Genomic DNA, 20469 nt, shown 5'->3' with positions numbered 1-20469 from the left:
TTATGCAAATCAGGAAATTCATATATTTTTTACTTCTATCATTGCTAATCAGTCCGGTCCTGATGGCCCAGCCCGTACCGGCGGTGGACGAAAACATTCATGCTTTGGTAACCTTCGGGAAGGATGGAGAAACCGCCTGGGGGGATGATGATTTCATACAGATAATCTTTTTCAGCGTTCCCGAATCTTTTCAGGAATCCATTTACCTGAGAGTGTTTGACCCGGATACGGGAGGAGAACTAGACGAACAAAAGGGCGAGTGGAACACAAGAACCACTTTCTCGGTATTCGGCGGTGCAGGTGCCTGTTCAAATGAAGGAGCCCGCAGAATAGTAAGGGATGGTAATTACAAGAGCGGAACCATGCTGGCATCCAGATCTTTCGGGAATGATGCCAGATACGACAGCAAATGGTATACCTTTGGTCCCTTCAACCCGGGTGAGGGGGAGTTATTACCTGAATATGGAGGTTATGTCTTCAAGTTGGTTATCGAAGGCATAAGCGGGGACGACGGTAATCTGTACCGTCTCTTCCTCAGCACTGACAGAGAGCAAAACAGACCAGTGGAAGGGGCTTTTGCTTTTTACTTTAAGTATAAATTCAGACTGCATGATGCCAATAATGAGGTATCACATATTTATCCATATATGGACGAACGCGTGATAGCCATCAAGCAAAGTAATTTTGACTGGGATAACGACGGAGTTATCAGGGTTATCTCGCCGTCGAAGAACGGCGAGGTTATGGCCATCTCGGGAGAAAACCACTGGGCCACAAGTACCCACCAGATAACAGCCGATGATATTAACAGTTCGTTGGATATTCAGCTAATTAAAAACAAGAAGGCCAATATCAAAAGCAATAACGTTGTTATTTACCTGGAAAACCAGTACGGGGAGCTACTTCCCTTCTACAGTATTCCAATCGGAGGTATTCCCAAATACAAGTACAATATTGGTATAAAACCTAAAGCTCCCGTAAAATGATTAAAGCTTCCGGTTCATTTCGGGTTATTCTGTCCGTGCTGATGCTGGCAACTTCGTGTTTTGGCATTAGTGCCCAGACCTTCCGATTCAGGAACTATGATTCCAATATGGGCCTGCCTCAAAACTTTATTTATTGTCTGGAGCAGGATAATAATGGCTTTCTTTGGATTGGTACGGGAGAAGGACTGGTGCGTTACGATGGTCTTAAGTTTACCTCATACTCCACTCAGGATTCTCTGGCCGGTGACTTTATAATGTCTCTCAAGGTAAATGAAGACGGAACTCTGTGGATAGGGCATAATAACGGCGACCTAAGCTTTTATCGTGATGGAGAATTCACACCGATACGACTGGAGGAAACAAACAGTCCGGTACGAGCACTCAACTTCGACAGACAGGGCAATATCTGGTTTGCTGTACAAAACTCAGGCTTCGGAAAGATTGACAAGTACCTGAATGTTACTACCTGGTTTGATACCGGCAGCTTGGGACATACTCTGTTTTACTCTATTTATCCTCTTGGTGACAACTCTGTGCTACTGGGCACCTCTGACGGACTAATCAAGGTGACGGGTGGAAACGATGGCAAGGTTAAGAGTCTGGAGAAATACACAGAGATCCCCAGTACAACTATCACATCCATCAAGCCGCGTAAAGGGATACAGAATGAATTCTGGATCACTACCGAAGATGAAGGATTCTTTCGTTTTGCTCTCAATGAATCATCTGCCGTTCGCATAGTTGACAAATCCCTATGTATGCAGTTCGAACTTGAATACGAGAATATTCAGGATATCGAAGAGGAGGATGAAGGACACATATTGCTTGCCACATGGGGTAATGGCGTGATAAAGCTCTTTTATGACATACGGGCAAGAGAGTTTACTGATTCCTTCAACTTCTCAGTAAGCAATGGGATGAGTAATAATTTCGTCAGGGACATACTGGCAGATTCGGAAGACAACTACTGGTTTGCTACATACGGAGGAGGCGTTTCATCACTTGTGGATGAGAGTATGGTCTTTTACGACCTGTCTGTGATAGGATTCCAGAATAATAAGGCAAGGTCTGTAATGAATAGCAACAATAGACTATGGATAGGACTTGAAAACGGACTTATTGTAGCTGATCCCTACTGTTTCACAGACTTTGAGTTTTATGACAGTGCCTTAGGTATCCCTCAGGATGCAGTGATTGGATTCTATGAAGATGAAAGCAAAACTGTATGGGCAGCCACAGAGAACAATGGACTTTTCTATAAAATGGAAGATAGTCGGGTATTCAAACCATACTATTACACAGACTCACGTACTGAGAGGAAGATCAACGATATAAAAGGTAGAGGTAATTCAATATATCTGGCAACTGTAGGGGGGGTCTTCAGACTTGATGTAGTGACTGGAGCAAAGTTGCATCTCACAACAGAGAACGGTCTGCCGCACAATAATATCAACTTTATTTACCTGAATGGGGAAGATATCTGGATTGGCCCAAAAAACAGTGGTATATGCCGTATAGAGTCCAAGAATATTGAGGTGCACCGCATCAGCGACAGTCCGGTTGATGTATTTGACATGACCATTGACAGTCTTGGAAATATATGGTTGGCTTCACAAGGAAGAGGAGTAATCAACTACAGAGAGGACTCGCTGGCTTATTTTGATGTAAACAGCGGACTGGCCAAGAATTTCACCTACAATGTTGTAACTGATATATACAATCGTCTGTGGGTTACCCACTTCCCTGGCCTTAGTTCGGTAGACCCCCAAAGCGGCAAGGTAAGAGTCTTCGGTTATGAGCAGAATATGGGAGTGGATTTCTATTATGCTACCGTAGCCAAAGACCAGACTCTATGGTTTGCATCCAGCCAGGGTGTTATCAATTACTTCCCTGCCAAGGACGTTGTCAACAAAGTCGCACCTCACATTAATTTCACCTCTATAAAGGTATCAGGTCAAGAGCATAAGGCTACCAAGGTTCTCAACCTGCCCTATCCATACAAGAAGAAATATACATTCCGCTTCGATTTCATTGGTATTAGTTACAAAGATCCCAAGAATGTGACCTACCAATACAGACTCACACGTAACGGAGACAATGATGATGAATGGCTTGATCTGGGGACCACTTCATTCAGGGAATATGACTTCCTGCCCAACGGCAACTATCAACTGCAAATCAGGTCATTTAATGCAGACGGAGTATATAATAAGGAACCTCTGACTATAAGTATAAATATCGAACCCCCAATTTGGAAGAAACTTTGGTTCTATATTGCAATAATAGCATTGATAGTATATTCAGTGTATCTGATAATCCAGATCAGGGAAAGGAATCTTATCAAGCAGAAAGAAGCCCTGCAAAGAGAGGTACACAACCAGACTATCTTACTGCGTGAACAGAAGGCTGAGATTGAGCGCAAAAACAGGGATATCACAGACAGCATCAACTATGCAAAGAGGATACAGTCATCCATACTACCTCAATCAGATCTGCTTGCCAAGGCCTTCAAGGAGTATTTTATATACTTTGTTCCCCGTGATATAGTAAGTGGTGACTTTTACTGGTTCAGCAACCTTAAAGGCAAATTTATTATCACTGTAGCCGACTGTACAGGTCACGGTGTGCCGGGAGCCTTCATGTCTATGATTGGAACCACACTGCTCAATGATATAGTCAAGCAGCAGGAGATTAACTCCCCTGCCGACATCCTTAAACGACTGGATACCGAGATCAAGATTCTGCTTCAGAAGAACGAACCGGAGCATACACGTGACGGTATGGATATTTCAATTGTTGAGATTGACACCAAGACAAGAAAGGTAAGACTGGCATCTGCCAAGAGACCCGTCTATCTCTTCATCAACGGCGAACTGAATGTGTACAAGGGTATCAGACGTAGTGTCGGCGACAGCATCATAGAGGATGAAAGCGAGTTTGTCAACATCGAGTATGACATGAATGAGAATGATGCACTCTATCTGTTCTCTGACGGCTACGCAGACCAGTTTGGTGGCCCCGAAGGTAAAAAGTATATGTCGGCCAATATCAGGAAACTCCTGCTTGACATATACAAGAAACCAATGCGAGAACAGGAAGAACTGATCCATACCACCTTCCAACAATGGAAGGGCAATGAAGAACAGGTAGATGATGTGGTATTCTTAGGAATCAGGTTGTGATACTATTCCAACCATCCTATGATGGTCTGCCTTCCTCTTACTATCTGTCCCCGTTTAACATCTATCCTTGAACCAACAGGGAGATAGATGTCAACTCTTGAGCCAAACTTAATAAAGCCCATTTGCTCACCCTGAACGGCTTTGTCGGCATCTTTTGCATAGCACACAATTCTGCGGGCAACTGCTCCGGCAATCTGGCGCACAACTATTACGCTACCGTTTTCATGCTCTATGGCGACAGTAGTACGTTCGTTTTCAGTTGAAGCCTTGGGCAGGTGAGCAGCCATAAAGCGACCACTATGGTGTTTGAAGTATCTGATAGCACCTGAAAGAGGATACCAGTTGATATGTACATCGAAGATGCTCATAAAAATTGAAACCTGAACAGCTTTGCCTTTCAGGAATTCATTCTCCTCAACTTCTTCAATGACTACTACCTTACCATCCGCAGGAGCAATTATTGCATTGCCATGCAAGAAACCCTCCCTGACGGGACTACGGAAGAAATTCACAACTGCAAGCAACAGCAGCGTAGAAATACCCACACTCCATGGCAGAGCAGATGGGCAGTTCCTGAGAAAAAAATTCACCAGAATTAATGCAACAAAAGTTACTCCGATGATCTTAAATCCTTCTTTGTGGATGGTCATATATTTTCAATTAAAATCTATAGCAACAACATCAAATATACACAAATCATTGGGGCTGCAAAAAGCACTGCATCAAAACGATCCAGAATGCCTCCGTGTCCCGGCAGAATATTACCTGAGTCCTTCAGATCAAAGCTCCTCTTAATCATAGATTCAACCAGATCGCCATATGTACCAACCACTGATACTATAAGCGCAATAGCCATCCAGTGTATCAAATCGGGAGCCGCACCTGTCATTGAAATAAAATAGGCTGCCAGTTGGGCAAATATAACACCGCCAACAAACCCTTCCCAACTCTTCTTGGGAGAGATTCCAGGAAAAAGTTTGTGCTTTCCAAGGGTGACTCCCACCAGATATGCACCTGTATCATTCGACCATACCAGGACAAAGAAGCCCAGCAATAGCGAGGATACATACTCCCCTGTGAAAAACACCAGGTAGTGCAATGCAGAAAAGGGCAGGGCTATATACAAAGGCACCAAAAGGGTGGCAGCAATGTTCTGAAGTGGGGTGTCAGACTTCCTGTATAGTTCGACAACAAAAACAAGCAAGCTCATTGGAATAATCAACGAAAGCCAGACGGCATTAATCTTCCCGGCCAGAATCAGGAAGGTACATGCGTACCAAAATAAACCTGTCAACAAAGCCAGAGTACGATCAACATTCATCCTACCTGACTTCAAGATTCCCGAAAACTCAAGTATTCCCAGCAGCACAGCAGTCAGAAATACAAGGAAGTATGAATATTGGCTCCACAAAATACCTGCAACAATGACCGTTACGAAGACAGTCCCTGTTATCAGGCGCTTAAAGAAATTGCTCACTCAGCAAAATATTAAATAAACATTCGAACGAATAGCACAAAAATAACAGAAATAAAGTGTTTTAAAAACTACACATTATCTGCGGACTGAGTGACAGAGTCCTCATTGTCTTCGCTACCTCCGGAATGCTCCTTAGCTTCATGGTTTTCCTCGTCTATTACGTGCCCGGTAACCTGGCGCTTACCAAAGATATGCTCCAGATCTTCACTAAAAATCACTTCCTTTTCAAGCAGAAGTCCTGCAAGCTGATTCAGCTTCTCCATATTGGCAGTCAGAATATCCTTAGCCCTTTGGTACTGCTCCTCGACGATTCTCTTTATCTCTTCATCAATGACCTGGGCAGTCATCTCGCTATAAGGCTTACTAAAGGTATAATCACTCTGTCCGGTAGAATCATAGTAGCTCAGGTTTCCTATTTTAGGGCTCATACCAAAGAAAGAAACCATTGCCGTAGCCTGACGTGTAACTTTTTCAAGATCATTCAATGCACCTGTTGAAATGCGGCCAAAGACAACCTCCTCGGCTGCGCGACCTCCGAGGGTCGCACACATCTCATCGAGCATTTGCTCATAGGTATTGAGGGACCTCTCCTCGGGCAGGTACCAGGCTGCACCCAGCGCTTTCCCACGAGGCACAATAGTGACTTTAACAAGAGGATGAGCATGCTCAAGCAGCCAGCTTATAGTAGCATGGCCCGACTCGTGATAAGCTACAGCCCTTTTCTCATCCTTTGATATTATCTTGTTTTTCTTTTCAAGACCACCAACGATGCGGTCGACAGCATCGAGGAAGTCTTCCTTGCCTACAAGTTTCTTGCTCTTTCTGGCTGCTATCAGGGCAGCTTCATTACATACATTTGCAATGTCAGCACCTGAGAATCCCGGGGTCTGACGTGCCATAAACTCTGACTGTACATCCTCAGCCAGACGAAGCGGACGAAGGTGAACCTCAAAGATCTCCTTGCGTTCGTTAAGATCAGGCAGTTCGACAGCAATCTGCCTGTCGAACCGGCCGGCACGCATAAGAGCCCTGTCAAGTATATCTGCACGGTTGGTCGCAGCAAGTATAATAACACCACTGTTGGATGCAAAACCATCCATCTCGGTAAGCAGCTGGTTGAGAGTATTCTCACGCTCATCATTACCGCCGAAGTTGACGTTCTTGCCCCTGGCACGACCTATGGCATCAATCTCATCGATAAAGACGATACAGGGAGCTTTCTCCTTGGCCTTTTTGAACAGGTCACGCACCCTTGAAGCACCAACACCAACAAACATTTCAACAAAGTCAGAACCCGACATGCTGAAGAAAGGGACGTTGGCCTCACCTGCAACAGCCTTTGCAAGAAGGGTTTTTCCAGTTCCGGGAGGGCCTACAAGCAGGGCTCCTTTGGGTATTTTACCACCTAGTTCGGTAAACTTCTCGGGCTTCTTAAGAAATTCAACTATCTCTTCAAGCTCTATCTTGGCTTCTGCAAGACCTGCAACATCCTTGAAAGTAACGGAGATGCCGCTGTCTTTGTCAAACATACGAGCCTTTGATTTTCCAACGCTGAAAATGCCGCCTGAACCACCACTTCCGCCTTGGGAACTCATCCTCCTGAAGAAGAAAACCCAGATACCTATGATGAGCAAGAAGGGAAGCATCATTACAAAGAAGTCACGAAACATATTAGTCCGATCCTCAAATTCATAAGGTATAACAATACCCTGGGTATCCTCAACAGTCTTACGTGCCTCGTAAAAGATATCAATGCTTGGGATCTTTACTAACAGGTGAGGTCCAGTGCGGGGAAACCTTTTGTTATCACCGAGAATATCACTGTACTTACTTAATGCGTCCTCGTTTAATGTTACCTCTGCCTCACCCTTGTTAGATATTACTACTATCTTGGAAACATCCCCGCCCGGAAGCACTTTGTTTTCAAAAACGCTCCATGGAACGGTCTTAGGGGTTTGTCCACCACCAAGCATAGTGATGCCTATAAGTACTGCAAAGATTATCGCATAGATCCAATATACATTGAACTGCGGCAGCTTAGGCGTACCACCCTGTCTGTCTTTTTCCTTGTTAATATTTTTCTTCTCTTCTGCCATTCTATTATTTCAATTATTGTCTGAATAATTCCGGATTGGGGATATCCCTGCGTCCGGCATCAGCCCACAATGCCTCCAGATTATAAAACTCCCTGATCCTGCGTTGGAACACATGAACGACAACATTCAAATAGTCGATTAGCACCCACTGCGCATTCTCACGCCCTTCCACATGGTAAGGCTTTTGACTGTAGTATTCCCTAACATATTCAACTACTGAATCTGCAATAGAATCAACATGAATATTGCTGTCGCCGTCACATATAACAAAATAGTCTGTGATTGTGTTCTCTATTGAAGTCAAGTCGAGAACAGTAATGTTAACACCCTTCCTCTCCTGAATCCCTTCAATTACTGCTTCTACAAGTTGCTTTGAGCTAAGAGTTTCTTGTTTTTCTGCCATTCTATATATTTCTCCTTCCAGCTGTATTTATCACAGTTTACTGCAAATATACTCTCTAAATAAAACCCAAAGATAATACTTTCAAAGCATATTAATAGTTAATTTGTCCCGCTAAAACAGGCAGTTCACTGAAAAGGTCGGAAAAACAAAATTGCAATGCAAGCTCCTAAGATTGAATATTTTAAATCACTCGACTCTACTAACCAGCAGCTTAAAGAGATGGCTACTGAACGCTCAATAGCGGAGTTTACATCGGTGGTTGCAGACTACCAGACGGCAGGCAGGGGCCGTCAAGGTACCAGATGGGAAAGTACCGAAGGATTGAACCTTACCTTCTCATTCCTCATCAAGCCCTATTTCATTGATATAAACAACCAATTTGAAATAACCCAGCTAATCACTCTGTCCATCCTTGATGTGCTAAAGCCATTTGGAAATGAATTCAGAATCAAGTGGCCCAATGATATCTATTCAGGTGATAAAAAACTTGCAGGAATCCTAATTGAAAACAATCTCAAAGGCAGGCAGATATCCTCTTCAATAATAGGAATCGGTCTAAACCTCAATCAGGTGACCTTCAGCCCAGATATACCAAATCCCATTTCCCTGTGTCAGATCAGTGGAAAGACCCACGACAGGGACACTGTAATGAAGGATATCCTCAATTCATTTATAAAACGTTATTCGGAATTTGCCACTATTCAGGATCCCATACAGCTCTTCGACGAATACTATGCCAACCTCTATCGCAACAGGGGTATGCACAGCTATAGGGATGAAAATGGCGTTTTTGAGGCAAGCTTTCACTCTGTAAAACCAGAGGGGCATTTAGTACTAAGGCTGCCTGACGGCAGCCTTAGGGAATATGCATTTAAAGAGGTGGAATTTGTTATCTGACACATATGATTATACACTCCATGAAGCCGGATCCTTTCTCCATGCAGCAAGGGTATCTAGTTCGTTATTTCCTACAAAGCCTTTGTCTACAGCCACCTTTATCAAAACTTCATAGTTGCTCAGGGTATCAAGTTTGACATCGGCAGCATTGAAGTTCTCGACGGCTGTATTAAAGCCATAGGAAAAAATTGCAAGCATACCCATCACATTACCGCCGGCATTTCTAACTGCCTCAACAGCCTTAAGGCTGCTACCACCAGTCGAAATAAGATCTTCGATAATTACAACCTTCTGACCGGGTTCTAGCACTCCTTCTATTAGGTTTTCAAGTCCGTGACCTTTGGGAGCTGAACGTATATAGATAAAGGGCTTGCCTAGCAGGTCGGCAACCAGCGCACCAATGGCGATGGCTCCTGTAGCAACACCGGCAATCACGTCAGCATCAGCATATTTCTCCTTTACAAGGGCAGCAAACTGCTCTTTGATATAATCACGCACCACTGGGAATGACAAGGTCTTGCGATTGTCGCAATAGATCGGCGATTTCCAGCCAGATGCCCATGTAAAGGGGTTTGCCGGTTGCAATTTTATTGCTTTAATTTGCAGCAGATGATTTGCTATAGTCTCTTCTCTATTCATATAAAGTAGTTAACGATTTCGAAATAAGCTCTCCGCAAATGTATAAAATCTTTTTCAAGGACCGTCTTTTGGTGCTTACCGACAATATAGAAACCGACCTTGACGGCTCATTTGCTTCCATCCTCAAATACGGTAGCCGTGGCGAATTGCAACAGTATGTAGACGATTTTGAAGAGGACGATAAGCTCGAAAAAGCCTTTGTTTATCATCACAACCTGCATGAGCTGATGCAGGACTTCCGCTCATTATTCAATAATCTTCCCGCAGCCGGGGGTCTGGTATGGAATGAGGACTATAGTGAATTTCTGGGAATCAATCGTCTGGGATACTTTGACCTGCCTAAAGGCAAGGTCGAGAAGGGAGAGTCATTCGAAGCAGCAGCGCTCAGAGAAGTCGAGGAGGAATGCGGGATAGGCAACCTTGAGCTGAGAGAAAGAATAACCCGGACCTATCACACTTACCGTCATAAAGGGGAGAGAATACTTAAGGAGACCCACTGGTACCTTATGAGGTATTATGAAAAAAGCCTTCCCCGGCCACAGACCGAGGAAGGCATTGATTCTGTATTCTGGGTCAGTCCCGAAATGTTGCCGGAACTACTTGAAAAAACCTATCCTTCTATAAAAGAGGTATTGCGCAGTTCACCTGTACGATTCTTCAACAGATATGATAACGACATCCTTTAGTGGTCTGTCGTTCTTGTCTGTTTCCAGCGCAGCAATCTTGTCCAGTACATCTAAGCCCTCGATTACCTCGCCAAACACAGTGTAATCGCCATCCAGCTGAGGTATTCCACCAACAGTAGTATAGGCTTTCCTTTGTTCGGGAGTGAACTTGAGATGCTTTGAGACACTGAACTCAAATTCAATATCTGACTTTATTTTCCTTGCCAGTTCATTGTACTCGGCAATCTTGCCCTCTTCACGCAGTCTGTCGAGCTCTTCCTTGTGAGGCACAAGAAACCTCTCGCGCAACTCCTTCAGTATCGGATTATTGACTGCCTTCTCCAGCTTATCAAGTTCCTCGTCGGTATAAACCCGACCGTGAACTATATAAAACTGGGCAATATCAGACATCTTGAAATGGTTGACACTCTCAGGCTGACGGGGAGCACATAAGGCACCCTTCTTGTGAAAGCAGTCTTTGACAAATTCAGAGCTGATATTATAACTCTCACCATAGCCAATTCTCTTGCCTGCAGGGGCTTTGCGTGAATCAGAAGAGCCTCCCTGAACTACAAAGTTCTTTATTACACGGTAAAACAGCGTGCCATTGTAATGGCCGCTGTTTGCCAGTTGGAGGAATACCTTGCGGTGTTCCGGAGTCTCATTGTAAAGCCTTACCCGCATATTGCCCATGTTGGTCTTTATCAAAACATAGTAATAGTCATCCTGGGCATCGAGTGCAAAAGGACAAGCCAGTACCGCAACAACAAGGAGCAAAAAGACGCGTCTCAGCATTACCTGTTTATTTAAGTTTAATACTTACTACTACATCCTCAAGGGGTCTGTCAGTATAGTCAGTTTCGACAGCAGCTATCTTATCAACAACATCCATACCTGAGATTACCTCGCCGAATACTGTATAATCGCCATCAAGATGAGGCACACCACCGACAGTCTTGTACACTTCCCTAAGGTCTTCAGGAATTATAGTACCTTGTATAGTATCCATCTCTGCAGCAGCTTCCTCCATGATTTGTTCCAGCAGGACCATAAAGCCTTCCTGGTCGTTGGCCTCTTGAAAAGCCATAATTTGTTCTCTGTAGGGCTCAGCATATTTCATCATAACGGCCTGACGCTTGCGTTCCGCACTCATAGCCTCCAATTGATCCAGTTCCTCGTCTGTGAGAACCCTGCCCTGAACGATAAAGAACTGTGAGCCTGAGGACTTTTTCTCAGGATTAACGGCATCGCTCATCCTTGCAGCTGCAAGTGCACCTCTCTTATGGAAATGAACCGGATAAAGGATCTCAGCATCAACCTGATAATCTGGTCCACCCATACCCAGTCGCATACCCGGTGCAGCACCTCTTGAGTCCGGGTCGCCGCCCTGAATCATAAACTCTTCGATAACCCTGTGGAACAGAGTTCCGTTGTAATAACCTTCCTCAACCAGCTTCAGGAAGTTGTCGCGGTGAAGCGGGGTATCATCATAGAGCATTACCTCGATGGTGCCGTAAGTAGTTTCGATCTCAACTACTGACTGGTTAGCCTTCTGGCAAAAAACCAGGGTCTGACTAAGAATAATCAGGCCTGCAAAAAACATAAATTTCCTCATGTCAAATAGATTTGATTGTTAAGGCCGCCTGCGGTCATTAGCATGACCGCCAATTCGGCAAAATATAACGATTATTCCTTCAGAGGTTCCAGCACCTCATCAAAGTACTCTATCATTGCTTGTTTCAAAAGCCTTTTTTGAAAGGTAGGGCTCAGACTCTTTACTTTTTTTACCTCTTCAAACTCAGGCCAGTCTTCATTGTCACGGCCAACCTCCTTAAGGTAACCAAGCCGGGTAAGAAGCCGACACTTACCAAGATTGATAAGGTCCCATTTCTCGTCCCTGCTATATTGTGTAAATCCCTTACCCAGATCCTGTATTCCGATTACAAACAACATAAAGTCAAACTCTGCAGTGACTTTGAAATGCTTGCTTACCCGAAGCACAGTCTCATTCCATTTATCCTCGCTATATTCCATACTCATAGTTCTTCATTAACTAGTGAAGAACAACAGAAACCCCTTAAGGTTTGTCCATCAGGAATAAATGTCCTCTTCTTCTTCAGGTTCGGCAGGGTTAATCCTCTCAAGTTCTTGCCATAACATATCCTTGAGTTGGGTAATACCCTTACCACTCACGGAAGAAATAAACACATGGGGAACGTCAGGAAGCTCAGCTTCAAGTTCCTTTTCAATCTGAGGGTCTATGAAATCAGTTTTAGAGATAGCCAGAAAGCGACTCTTGTCCAGAAGTTCCGGATTGTACAATTTCAGCTCGTTCAGCAAGATTTCGTACTCCTCTTTTATATTCTTACTATCGCAAGGTACCAAAAAAAGCAGAATTGAGTTACGCTCTATGTGGCGTAAAAAACGAAGTCCCAGACCCTTGCCCTCATGGGCTCCCTCAATAATACCGGGGATATCGGCCATCACAAATGACTTACGATCCCTCACCTCAACGATTCCAAGGTTGGGTACCAGAGTAGTAAACGGATAGTCGGCTATTTCAGGTCTGGCAGCAGAGACTGATGCCAGCAGCGTTGACTTACCTGCATTTGGAAAGCCCACAAGGCCAACATCACCAAGCAGCTTCAGCTCAAGTATTACGGCCATCTCAATGCCGGGCTCACCTGGTTGAGCATAGCGTGGTGCCTGGTTGGTAGCAGTTTTAAAGTGGAAATTGCCAAGACCTCCCCGGCCTCCCTTTGCAAGGATCTTTTCCTCTCCATGTCTGGTGATCTCAAAGAGGAATTCTCCAGTGTCGGCATCTCTGGCCACAGTACCCAGAGGGACTTCTATAATCTTGTCCTCTCCGGAAGCTCCGGATGACCTTTGTCTGCTACCTGATTCACCGTTACCGGCAAATACGTGCCTTTCATATTTAAGGTGAATTAGAGTCCAGTAATGCCTGCTTCCACGCAGAATTACGTGCCCCCCACGTCCACCATCACCACCATCAGGACCACCCTTGGGTACAAACTTCTCTCTCCTGAAATGGGCTGACCCTGCCCCTCCTTTTCCGGAACGGCAAAATATCTTGACGTAATCTACGAAATTACTCATTGTCAATCCCTTTCTCTTCTACTTTGTCCTCCGGGCAAAAACTCCTGACAAGCCTGATCGGAAACACATATGTGACCCACCCGACATTAAGCCAGGCAGGGGTCAAGAGCTTCACTTATTCTTTCAAAAATCTCTTCAATAGTACCAGTTCCGCAAATACCACGGTAAGAGCCTTCAGCTTTGTAAAAGCCGATTACAGGAGCTGTCTGGCACTCATAAACATTAATCCTCTTTTGGATAGTCTCAAGGTTGTCGTCACTACGGCCTGAGGTCTCACCTCTCTTGAGCAGACGAGCAATCAATTCTTCCTGATCAACTTCGAGGTTGATCATAACATCAACAACCTGACCGCGTCCTGACAGCATCACCTTCAAGGCTTTAGCCTGTTCAACCGTACGAGGAAACCCGTCAAAGATGACCCCGTTGGGGTTGGCTAGACTGTCAATCTTATTCTCAAGCATCTCAATTATCAATGCATCGGGAACCAGTTCACCTCGATTGATATATTCTGCTGCAGTCTTTCCCAGCTCTGTTCCTTCCTTAATCTCATGGCGCAGAATATCTCCGGTTGATATGTGAGCCAATCCGTACTTTTTGATAATTCCTTCGCTCTGAGTACCCTTCCCTGATCCCGGAGGACCAAATAACACAACGTTCAACATCCTTCCTATTTTGAATTACCTTTTATCTTAAGTTGATGGTTTTTCTATAAAAATTGACAGAAATGGCGTCATGAAAGATCCGGGCACATCGATACGAGTGCCGGAAACCAAATCGTTCTGAAGCTGCTACGGAATATCCGTTACTTTACCAGACTGTAAATGTCCGGCAGATTACGTCCATAACCGTTGTAATCCAGACCGTAACCGACAATAAAGTCGTTAGGAATCTCAAGACCTACATAGTCCAGGTTAATTCTACGCTGACAAGCAGCAGGCTTAAAGAGCATGGTTGCTACAAGAACCTCTTTTGCTCCTGTCTTCTTAATCTGATTGACACAGCTTTCAACAGTAATTCCTGTATCTACGATGTCTTCAAGAAGGACCACTGTACGACCTTTCAGCTCTTCGTTGAAGCCAATCAGTTCCTTTACAGTTCCAGTGCTTCCCATATCTTCATAAGAGGCCAGCTTGACAAAGCTTATCTGACAAGGAAACTCGACCAGCTTAAGCAAATCAGCCGAAAACATAAAGGAACCGTTCAGAATACAAACCATAAGAGGGTTTTTATCCTTAAGATCCTGGTTCATCTTCTCTGCCATCTGCCAGGTTGCTTTCTTAATATCACTGCCAGGAATTGTCAAAGCAAACTCTTTGTCTAATAATTTAATGCGCTTCATATGCCTCTTACCGATTAAAGAAAGGTCAAAAGTATAAAAAAAAACCTTGAAGATAGCCGAACGTGATAGCTAAAAATTGGAATTATTACACAAAACTAGCTAAATTAACAACATAGTTTCAGCCTGTTAACTAAGTGGATGATGCTAGCAGACCGGTACTCTATCCCCAAATTACTTCAAGCAGATTATTGGCCTTTGCTTATTACTTATCTGCTTATCAGCATAATGTTATGCTGTGATCTTGCTGCACAGAATCTGAGCTATAACAGCCCACGCTCCGGAATTCTGGGAATACCTGCAGCAACTGAAAGCAGTGAATGGGCATTATTTGCCAACCCTGCAGGAACGGCACACCTTGAGCAGCCTGTGGCAGGCACTGGCTGCCACAATGATTTCGGTATCAGGGAACTGAGCTCGGCTATGGTTTTCGGATGCCTCCCTACCTCCCTTGCTGTGTTTTCGGCAGCCTACACTTACTCTGGTTATCAAAGCTATAATATTCAGAAGATTAGCGCAACCCTTTCACGAAGTATGGCTCCATGGCTCAACCTTGGTGCAAGATTTTATTATGCCACAGCCATACAGAAAGGTGCTGAAACCAACTATTGCTTCACCATGGATGCGGGTTTGCTTCTTACACCGCATCCTAGCCTGAGACTTGGCTGCTATACTGTAAATCCGGCTCAATCCAACTGGCAAAGGCAGCAGGAACGCACCATGTGGCCGACAATTTTTGCGGCATCACTGGCTTATCTGCCCCATAAGGATGTAAAACTGGAACTAGGAGTAGAGAAAGATACTGAATACGAACCTCGCATGTCAATGATGACTCAGTATGCCGCAGTAGAATACCTAATCCTTCGTGGAGCTGTTTCTGCCAGGCCTCTGAGTCTGGCACTTGGAACTACAGTGAGGCTTCAGTCGCTAGACATCGACATGGGCATCAATCATCATGAAGTGCTCGGCTTCTCATCATCAATAGGCTTTAGTTATCATTTCGGATCACCAAATAGATAGTACAATGCTACGCAGCTTGTCAGTAATACTAATGCTTGGTCTTGCGCTGAGCCTGCCGGCTCAGGACGTACAAGACATATACGGTCTGGCAGCCGAGATACTCGAAAATACAGCAGAGATGCTAGATGAGGAAGGTGACTACTCTGCCCTTATCGACCAGATAGCCGACCTCATCAGGAATCCAATCAACATCAATAGTGCTACACGCGAGGACCTCAACCGTATCTTCTTCCTGTCTGATATGCAGATTGAGGCGCTACTGTTTCAGCGTTATCAAAACAAGGCCTTTTACTCAATCTACGAACTTCAGGCAGTTGAGGGACTTGACAGGCGCACTCTGGAGTATATGGAACCGCTGATCAGCTTCGGTATTGAGTCCCAGGCAGTTGAAACCCCACTCAAAGTTAAGGGAGACCTCTTTCTGCGCAGCCAGTTTCAGATTCAGAAACGCCAGGGCTACAAAGAAAGGGAGGATGGAACCACTTATTATCTGGGTGACAGGTTCAGACATTACGGCCGCTACGAGATGCAGGTGGGTAAACAATGGCAGATGGGTCTGATAGCCGAAAAGGATCCAGGTGAACCAATGTTTACAGATGAAATCAAAACCTTTGACTTCGTATCAGGATACCTTTCATGGAAGGGAAACAAGGTACTTAAACAGGTTATTGCCGGCCAATACCGCATGAGTGCAGGACAGGGCCTTGCGCTGCAGACCGGAATGGCTCCGGTCAAGAGCAGTGATGCTATATCAATACGCAACCGACAGCAGGTCTTTGGACCCTCGCTGTCAGCCACTGAATCTGAAGGGCTCTATGGCCTTATACTTGATCTGGGAACTGAAAGACTGAGTGTAATACCCTTTGTGTCACTTAGAAAAAGAGATGCCCGTCTCGACACACTTAGCAATGGAGATATCGTAATCAGGAGCCTTAAGACAGATGGCTATCACCGTACGCTGACTGAGCTCAGTCAGCGTCGTAATGCAGATGAGACTGCTGCCGGACTGAGGACTCGTCTGTATGCAGGTCGTTTTATCGTTGATGGGGGCTTTATGCATTATATGCTGGAGTATCCTATCGAGCCGGAACAAGAGACCTATAGACTCATATATTTCAAGGGCAGTAGCAACCAGAACTACTGGCTGTCAACAGAAGGCAGCATAGGAAAGGTGTTTTTGTTTTCCGAACTGGCCTTTGACAAAACAGGAGACCCGGCAATTTGGGCAGGCTTGCAGCATTCACCAAAAGGCATTCTTGATGTGGTGCTGGCATACAGAAGAATAGACATGGGCTACAGGGCACCTCTGGGTGCCCCGCTCACAGAAGCATCGCAGCCTGCTGGTGAGAGCGGCTTTTACACAGGAATAAGCATTCCTCTTCCAGCCGCTCTTACCCTGGATACCTATATCGACTATTACAGGCATAAGTGGCCGAAATATCAGATTGACGCACCCCACGAAGGCTTTGACTGGCTTGTCGTACTATGTCACAAGCCATCTAAGGAATGGGAAAATAGTATACGCCTTCGTTACCGGGATAAACCGGTAAACATTAACACCGGGGAACCGGCTCCTGCGGTGGCAACCAGGTCTCAGACCCAACTGCGTTTTCAGAGCAGCTATATGCCATCCAAAATATGGACCTTCAGCTTTAGGGCCGATGTTCAATCAGTCAGCCATGCTGGTGAAGGCAAACTGCCAAAAGGGTATTTCTTTGCTCAGGATGTGAAATTTGCTGCACCCAACAAGAATCTGACCATCAACGCCCGTTATGCATTGTTTGATGCAGAGGAGTACAACACACGGATCTTCGCATATGAGCCAGATGTACTCTACAGTTTCAGCACACCAGCCTACTATGGCAAGGGCTCCAGGTTTATCCTTATGGCCAAATGGACACCCTTGCCCAGACTGGATCTATGGGTAAGATATGCGGCTTGGAAATACTCAGACAGGGAAGAAATTGGTACGGGACAAAATCGCATCAGCGGAGATCTGAGTAGCGAACTCAAATTCCAGATCAGGAAACGTTTCTAAGCAGCCTATATTTAGCTTCGTATCATTCATTGAAACACGTGCACTACCATGGGAAGGACTCCGCCCAATCAGCCTTGGGAGTTTTGCCCGATCAGACAGGCTAACCTAGTTTCCTACCTCGGAGATAAACTTAATCCTGACCATTCTGACCTCTTCCTCAGTGAATTCATCCTCACCAAGTTCCATCAGGGCTGTTGTAATATCATCCGACTCAGCTTCTTCTTTAAAGTAAGAGAAGATATCATCCCTATGTTCTTCGTCCATAACCTGATCAATGTAGTAGTCTATATTGACTCTTGTCCCGCTGTAAACTATAGATTCCAGTTCCTTGAGCAGTTCGTTCATCTCAATCCCCTTACCTTCAGCCAGATCATTGAGAGGGACCTTGCGGTCAATACTCTGAATTATGGATATTTTGAGTTTTGATTTGTTGGCAACGGACTTGACCACCATGTCGATTGGACGATCGATGTCGTTTTCTTCGACATGTCTCTTAATGAGTTTCAGAAATTCATCACCAAAACGTTTGGCCTTACCCACACCTACTCCCGGCATATTCTGCAGTTCTTCGACAGTAACGGGATAGTAGGTGGACATAGCCTCCAGCGAGGGATCCTGGAATATCACAAAGGGAGGAAGATTGAGCTTACGGGATATCTCCTTTCTCAGATCCTTAAGCAGTGAAAAGAGTTCCAAGTCAACAGCTGCAGTGCCGCCACCTGCCCTGCTCTCATCCTCCATATCGCTATAATCGTGGTTCTTGGTAATCAGGATACTATATGGCTTTTTGAGATACTCCCTACCCTTGTCACTTATCTTAAGCAGACCATAGTTTTCGATCTCTTTTACAATAAGACCTTCGATAAGGGCATGTCGGATTACAGCATCCCAGTACTTGTCATCCTGATCATCTCCGACACCAAAAATCTCAAGTTCCTGATATCCATAGGCCTTGACTGATACGGACTCCTTACCTGTCAGCACATCTATTACATGGTCTGTTTTGAACTTCTCTTTGGTTTCCAGTATCACCTTAATCAGAGTGGTGATAGCCTCCATGCCTTCAAACTGCTCCTTGGGATGGAGACAGTTGTCGCATGAGTCACAGCTATCTTCTGTATACTGTTCACCAAAGTAATGGAGCAACAGTTTGCGACGACACAGAGAGGTCTCTGCATATGCCACTGTCTCAATAAGCAGTTGTTTACCTATCTCCTGCTCAGCAACGGGCTTACCCTGCATAAACTTCTCAAGCTTCTGAATATCCTTGTAGCTATAGAATGCAATACAACGACCTTCACCTCCATCCCGACCGGCACGACCTGTTTCCTGATAATAACCCTCAAGACTCTTGGGCATATCATAGTGGATAACGATACGTACGTCAGGCTTATCAATACCCATACCAAAGGCAATGGTAGCAACAATCACGTCAACCTCTTCATACAGAAACTTATCCTGGTTGGCTGCCCTTGTTGCAGCATCCATTCCGGCATGGTAGGCCAAAGCCTTTATACCATTCACAACCAGAAGTTCTGCAAGCTCTTCAACTTTCTTCCGGCTAAGGCAGTAGATTATACAAGACTTTCCAGGATTCTCCTTCAGCATCTTGATAATCTCTTTAGATGCATCAACCTTTGGCCTTATCTCATAGTATAGGTTGGGTCTGTTGAAGGACGACTTGAAAACATGGGCTTCCTGAATACCCAATGTCTTTTGTATATCATGCTGTACCTTGGGTGTAGCAGTTGCAGTTAGTGCTATTATTGGCGCCTCCCCTATCTCATTGATTATTGGGCGTATGCGACGATACTCTGGTCTAAAATCATGACCCCATTCAGAAATACAGTGAGCCTCATCCACTGCATAAAAGGAAATCTTTACACTTTGAAGAAACAGTATGTTCTCCTCCTTAGTCAGTGATTCGGGTGCAACATACAGAAGTTTGGTACGACCAGAGGTGACATCCTCTTTAACCTGTGCAATAGCGGCTTTGGTAAGTGAAGAATTTAAAAAATGCGCTACTCCGTCATCCTCGCCAAAGTTACGCATAGCATCTACCTGATTCTTCATCAAAGCAATTAGCGGGGAGATAACAATTGCTGTACCTTCCATCATTAGCGCAGGCAATTGATAGCATAGGGACTTTCCTCCTCCGGTTGGCATCAGGACGAAAGTATCATTGCCATGCAGGACATTGCGTATGATCTCCTCCTGATTCCCTTTGAAAGAATCAAACCCGAAATTACGCTTCAAATGCTGAATCAAATCAATTTGCTTAGTCATAACAAGCCTTCCTTGTTCCGCTTTATTACCGAGGTTATCTGTTATAAAAGTATATAGTACAGTTATGGTCGGTCAGGGAAACAAATATACATTAAAAACATAATTCTGTTATACAGACCGGTAAGCTACCAGCGGCACATTAAAGCAAGAGATTGAAGTTATATAATAATCGTCTCTTATACAACAAGCTTTACACAAAATCTTTGCCACCAAATCCACGTGTAACCTGTCCCTATCGGTCACAAAAACCAGCCAAGTGACTTTTTGCCTACATCATCCAAAACTTTATTTTGGTCGAAATAAAGATAATTTGCTCCGGAACAATTA

General features: G+C 44.7%; 18 protein-coding genes. 6 read left to right on the top strand and 12 right to left on the bottom strand.

Annotated features, from left to right (window positions below):
* Positions 1–62 precede the first annotated feature (62 nt).
* Together M9189_RS01825 and M9189_RS01820 are read left to right on the top strand one after the other, a co-directional pair.
* Positions 63–986 (top strand): hypothetical protein, encoded by a 924-nt coding sequence (locus M9189_RS01825; protein WP_250724214.1) that lies wholly within the window; start codon positions 63–65, stop codon positions 984–986.
* Positions 983–4168 (top strand): ligand-binding sensor domain-containing protein, encoded by a 3186-nt coding sequence (locus tag M9189_RS01820; protein WP_250724212.1) that lies wholly within the window; start codon positions 983–985, stop codon positions 4166–4168. The genes M9189_RS01825 and M9189_RS01820 overlap by 4 nt, the downstream gene beginning before the upstream one ends.
* Before the next feature lie 2 nt (positions 4169–4170).
* On the opposite strand, the gene M9189_RS01815 is transcribed toward M9189_RS01820, so the two are convergent.
* From M9189_RS01815 to rsfS, 4 genes are all read right to left on the bottom strand, one after another.
* On the bottom strand, positions 4171–4818 hold the full coding sequence (locus M9189_RS01815) for a phosphatidylserine decarboxylase family protein (RefSeq protein WP_250724211.1): 648 nt from the start codon (positions 4816–4818) through the stop codon (positions 4171–4173).
* A gap of 17 nt (positions 4819–4835) precedes the next feature.
* Positions 4836–5645, bottom strand: a complete 810-nt coding sequence (locus M9189_RS01810; RefSeq protein ID WP_250724210.1) for a phosphatidate cytidylyltransferase — start codon at positions 5643–5645, stop codon at positions 4836–4838.
* Between the two features lie 68 nt (positions 5646–5713).
* Complete coding sequence (gene ftsH, locus M9189_RS01805; RefSeq protein WP_250724209.1) at positions 5714–7741, bottom strand: ATP-dependent zinc metalloprotease FtsH; 2028 nt, start codon at positions 7739–7741, stop codon at positions 5714–5716.
* Positions 7742–7754: 13 nt separating this feature from the next.
* Positions 7755–8144, bottom strand: a complete 390-nt coding sequence (rsfS, locus tag M9189_RS01800; RefSeq protein ID WP_250724208.1) for a ribosome silencing factor — start codon at positions 8142–8144, stop codon at positions 7755–7757.
* 156 nt (positions 8145–8300) lie between these two features.
* Here rsfS and M9189_RS01795 point away from each other — a divergent pair, with 156 nt between their 5' ends.
* Positions 8301–9041 (top strand): biotin--[acetyl-CoA-carboxylase] ligase, encoded by a 741-nt coding sequence (locus M9189_RS01795; protein WP_250724207.1) that lies wholly within the window; start codon positions 8301–8303, stop codon positions 9039–9041.
* 9 nt (positions 9042–9050) lie between these two features.
* Here the strand turns inward: M9189_RS01795 and pyrE are convergent, their stop codons facing one another.
* Positions 9051–9680, bottom strand: coding sequence for an orotate phosphoribosyltransferase (gene pyrE / locus M9189_RS01790; RefSeq protein WP_250724206.1), 630 nt, complete (start codon positions 9678–9680; stop codon positions 9051–9053).
* A gap of 38 nt (positions 9681–9718) precedes the next feature.
* Between pyrE and M9189_RS01785 the strand changes: the two genes are divergently transcribed.
* Entirely contained in the window at positions 9719–10366 is a 648-nt protein-coding gene (locus M9189_RS01785; RefSeq protein ID WP_250724205.1) for an NUDIX hydrolase, read from the top strand.
* On the opposite strand, the gene M9189_RS01780 is transcribed toward M9189_RS01785, so the two are convergent.
* The 6 genes from M9189_RS01780 to hpt all read right to left on the bottom strand — a co-directional run bounded on the left by M9189_RS01780 (position 10322) and on the right by hpt (position 14801).
* The gene (locus tag M9189_RS01780) at positions 10322–11140 is read right to left on the bottom strand and encodes a peptidylprolyl isomerase (protein WP_250724204.1); all 819 of its coding nucleotides are present in this window, start codon (positions 11138–11140) and stop codon (positions 10322–10324) included. The two genes, M9189_RS01785 and M9189_RS01780, sit on opposite strands and share 45 nt — an antisense overlap.
* A gap of 7 nt (positions 11141–11147) precedes the next feature.
* Entirely contained in the window at positions 11148–11960 is an 813-nt protein-coding gene (locus tag M9189_RS01775; RefSeq protein ID WP_250724203.1) for a peptidylprolyl isomerase, read from the bottom strand.
* Between the two features lie 71 nt (positions 11961–12031).
* Positions 12032–12385, bottom strand: coding sequence for a hypothetical protein (locus M9189_RS01770; RefSeq protein WP_250724202.1), 354 nt, complete (start codon positions 12383–12385; stop codon positions 12032–12034).
* A gap of 51 nt (positions 12386–12436) precedes the next feature.
* Complete coding sequence (gene obgE, locus M9189_RS01765; RefSeq protein ID WP_250724201.1) at positions 12437–13462, bottom strand: GTPase ObgE; 1026 nt, start codon at positions 13460–13462, stop codon at positions 12437–12439.
* Between the two features lie 86 nt (positions 13463–13548).
* Positions 13549–14124, bottom strand: coding sequence for an adenylate kinase (locus M9189_RS01760; RefSeq protein ID WP_250724200.1), 576 nt, complete (start codon positions 14122–14124; stop codon positions 13549–13551).
* 140 nt (positions 14125–14264) lie between these two features.
* The gene (gene hpt / locus M9189_RS01755; protein ID WP_250724198.1) at positions 14265–14801 is read right to left on the bottom strand and encodes a hypoxanthine phosphoribosyltransferase; all 537 of its coding nucleotides are present in this window, start codon (positions 14799–14801) and stop codon (positions 14265–14267) included.
* Positions 14802–14939: 138 nt separating this feature from the next.
* Here hpt and M9189_RS01750 point away from each other — a divergent pair, with 138 nt between their 5' ends.
* A complete protein-coding gene (locus M9189_RS01750; RefSeq protein ID WP_250724196.1) occupies positions 14940–15818 on the top strand; it encodes a hypothetical protein in 879 nt (292 codons plus the stop codon).
* 4 nt (positions 15819–15822) lie between these two features.
* Complete coding sequence (locus M9189_RS01745; protein ID WP_250724195.1) at positions 15823–17856, top strand: helix-hairpin-helix domain-containing protein; 2034 nt, start codon at positions 15823–15825, stop codon at positions 17854–17856.
* Positions 17857–17961: 105 nt separating this feature from the next.
* On the opposite strand, the gene recQ is transcribed toward M9189_RS01745, so the two are convergent.
* The gene (recQ, locus tag M9189_RS01740; protein WP_250724194.1) at positions 17962–20142 is read right to left on the bottom strand and encodes a DNA helicase RecQ; all 2181 of its coding nucleotides are present in this window, start codon (positions 20140–20142) and stop codon (positions 17962–17964) included.
* Between the last annotated feature and the right edge of the window lie 327 nt (positions 20143–20469).

This window comes from Xiashengella succiniciproducens (assembly GCF_023674465.1).
Taxonomy (GTDB): domain Bacteria; phylum Bacteroidota; class Bacteroidia; order Bacteroidales; family Marinilabiliaceae; genus Geofilum; species Geofilum succiniciproducens.
This window is presented reverse-complemented; position numbering and strand designations above follow the sequence as displayed.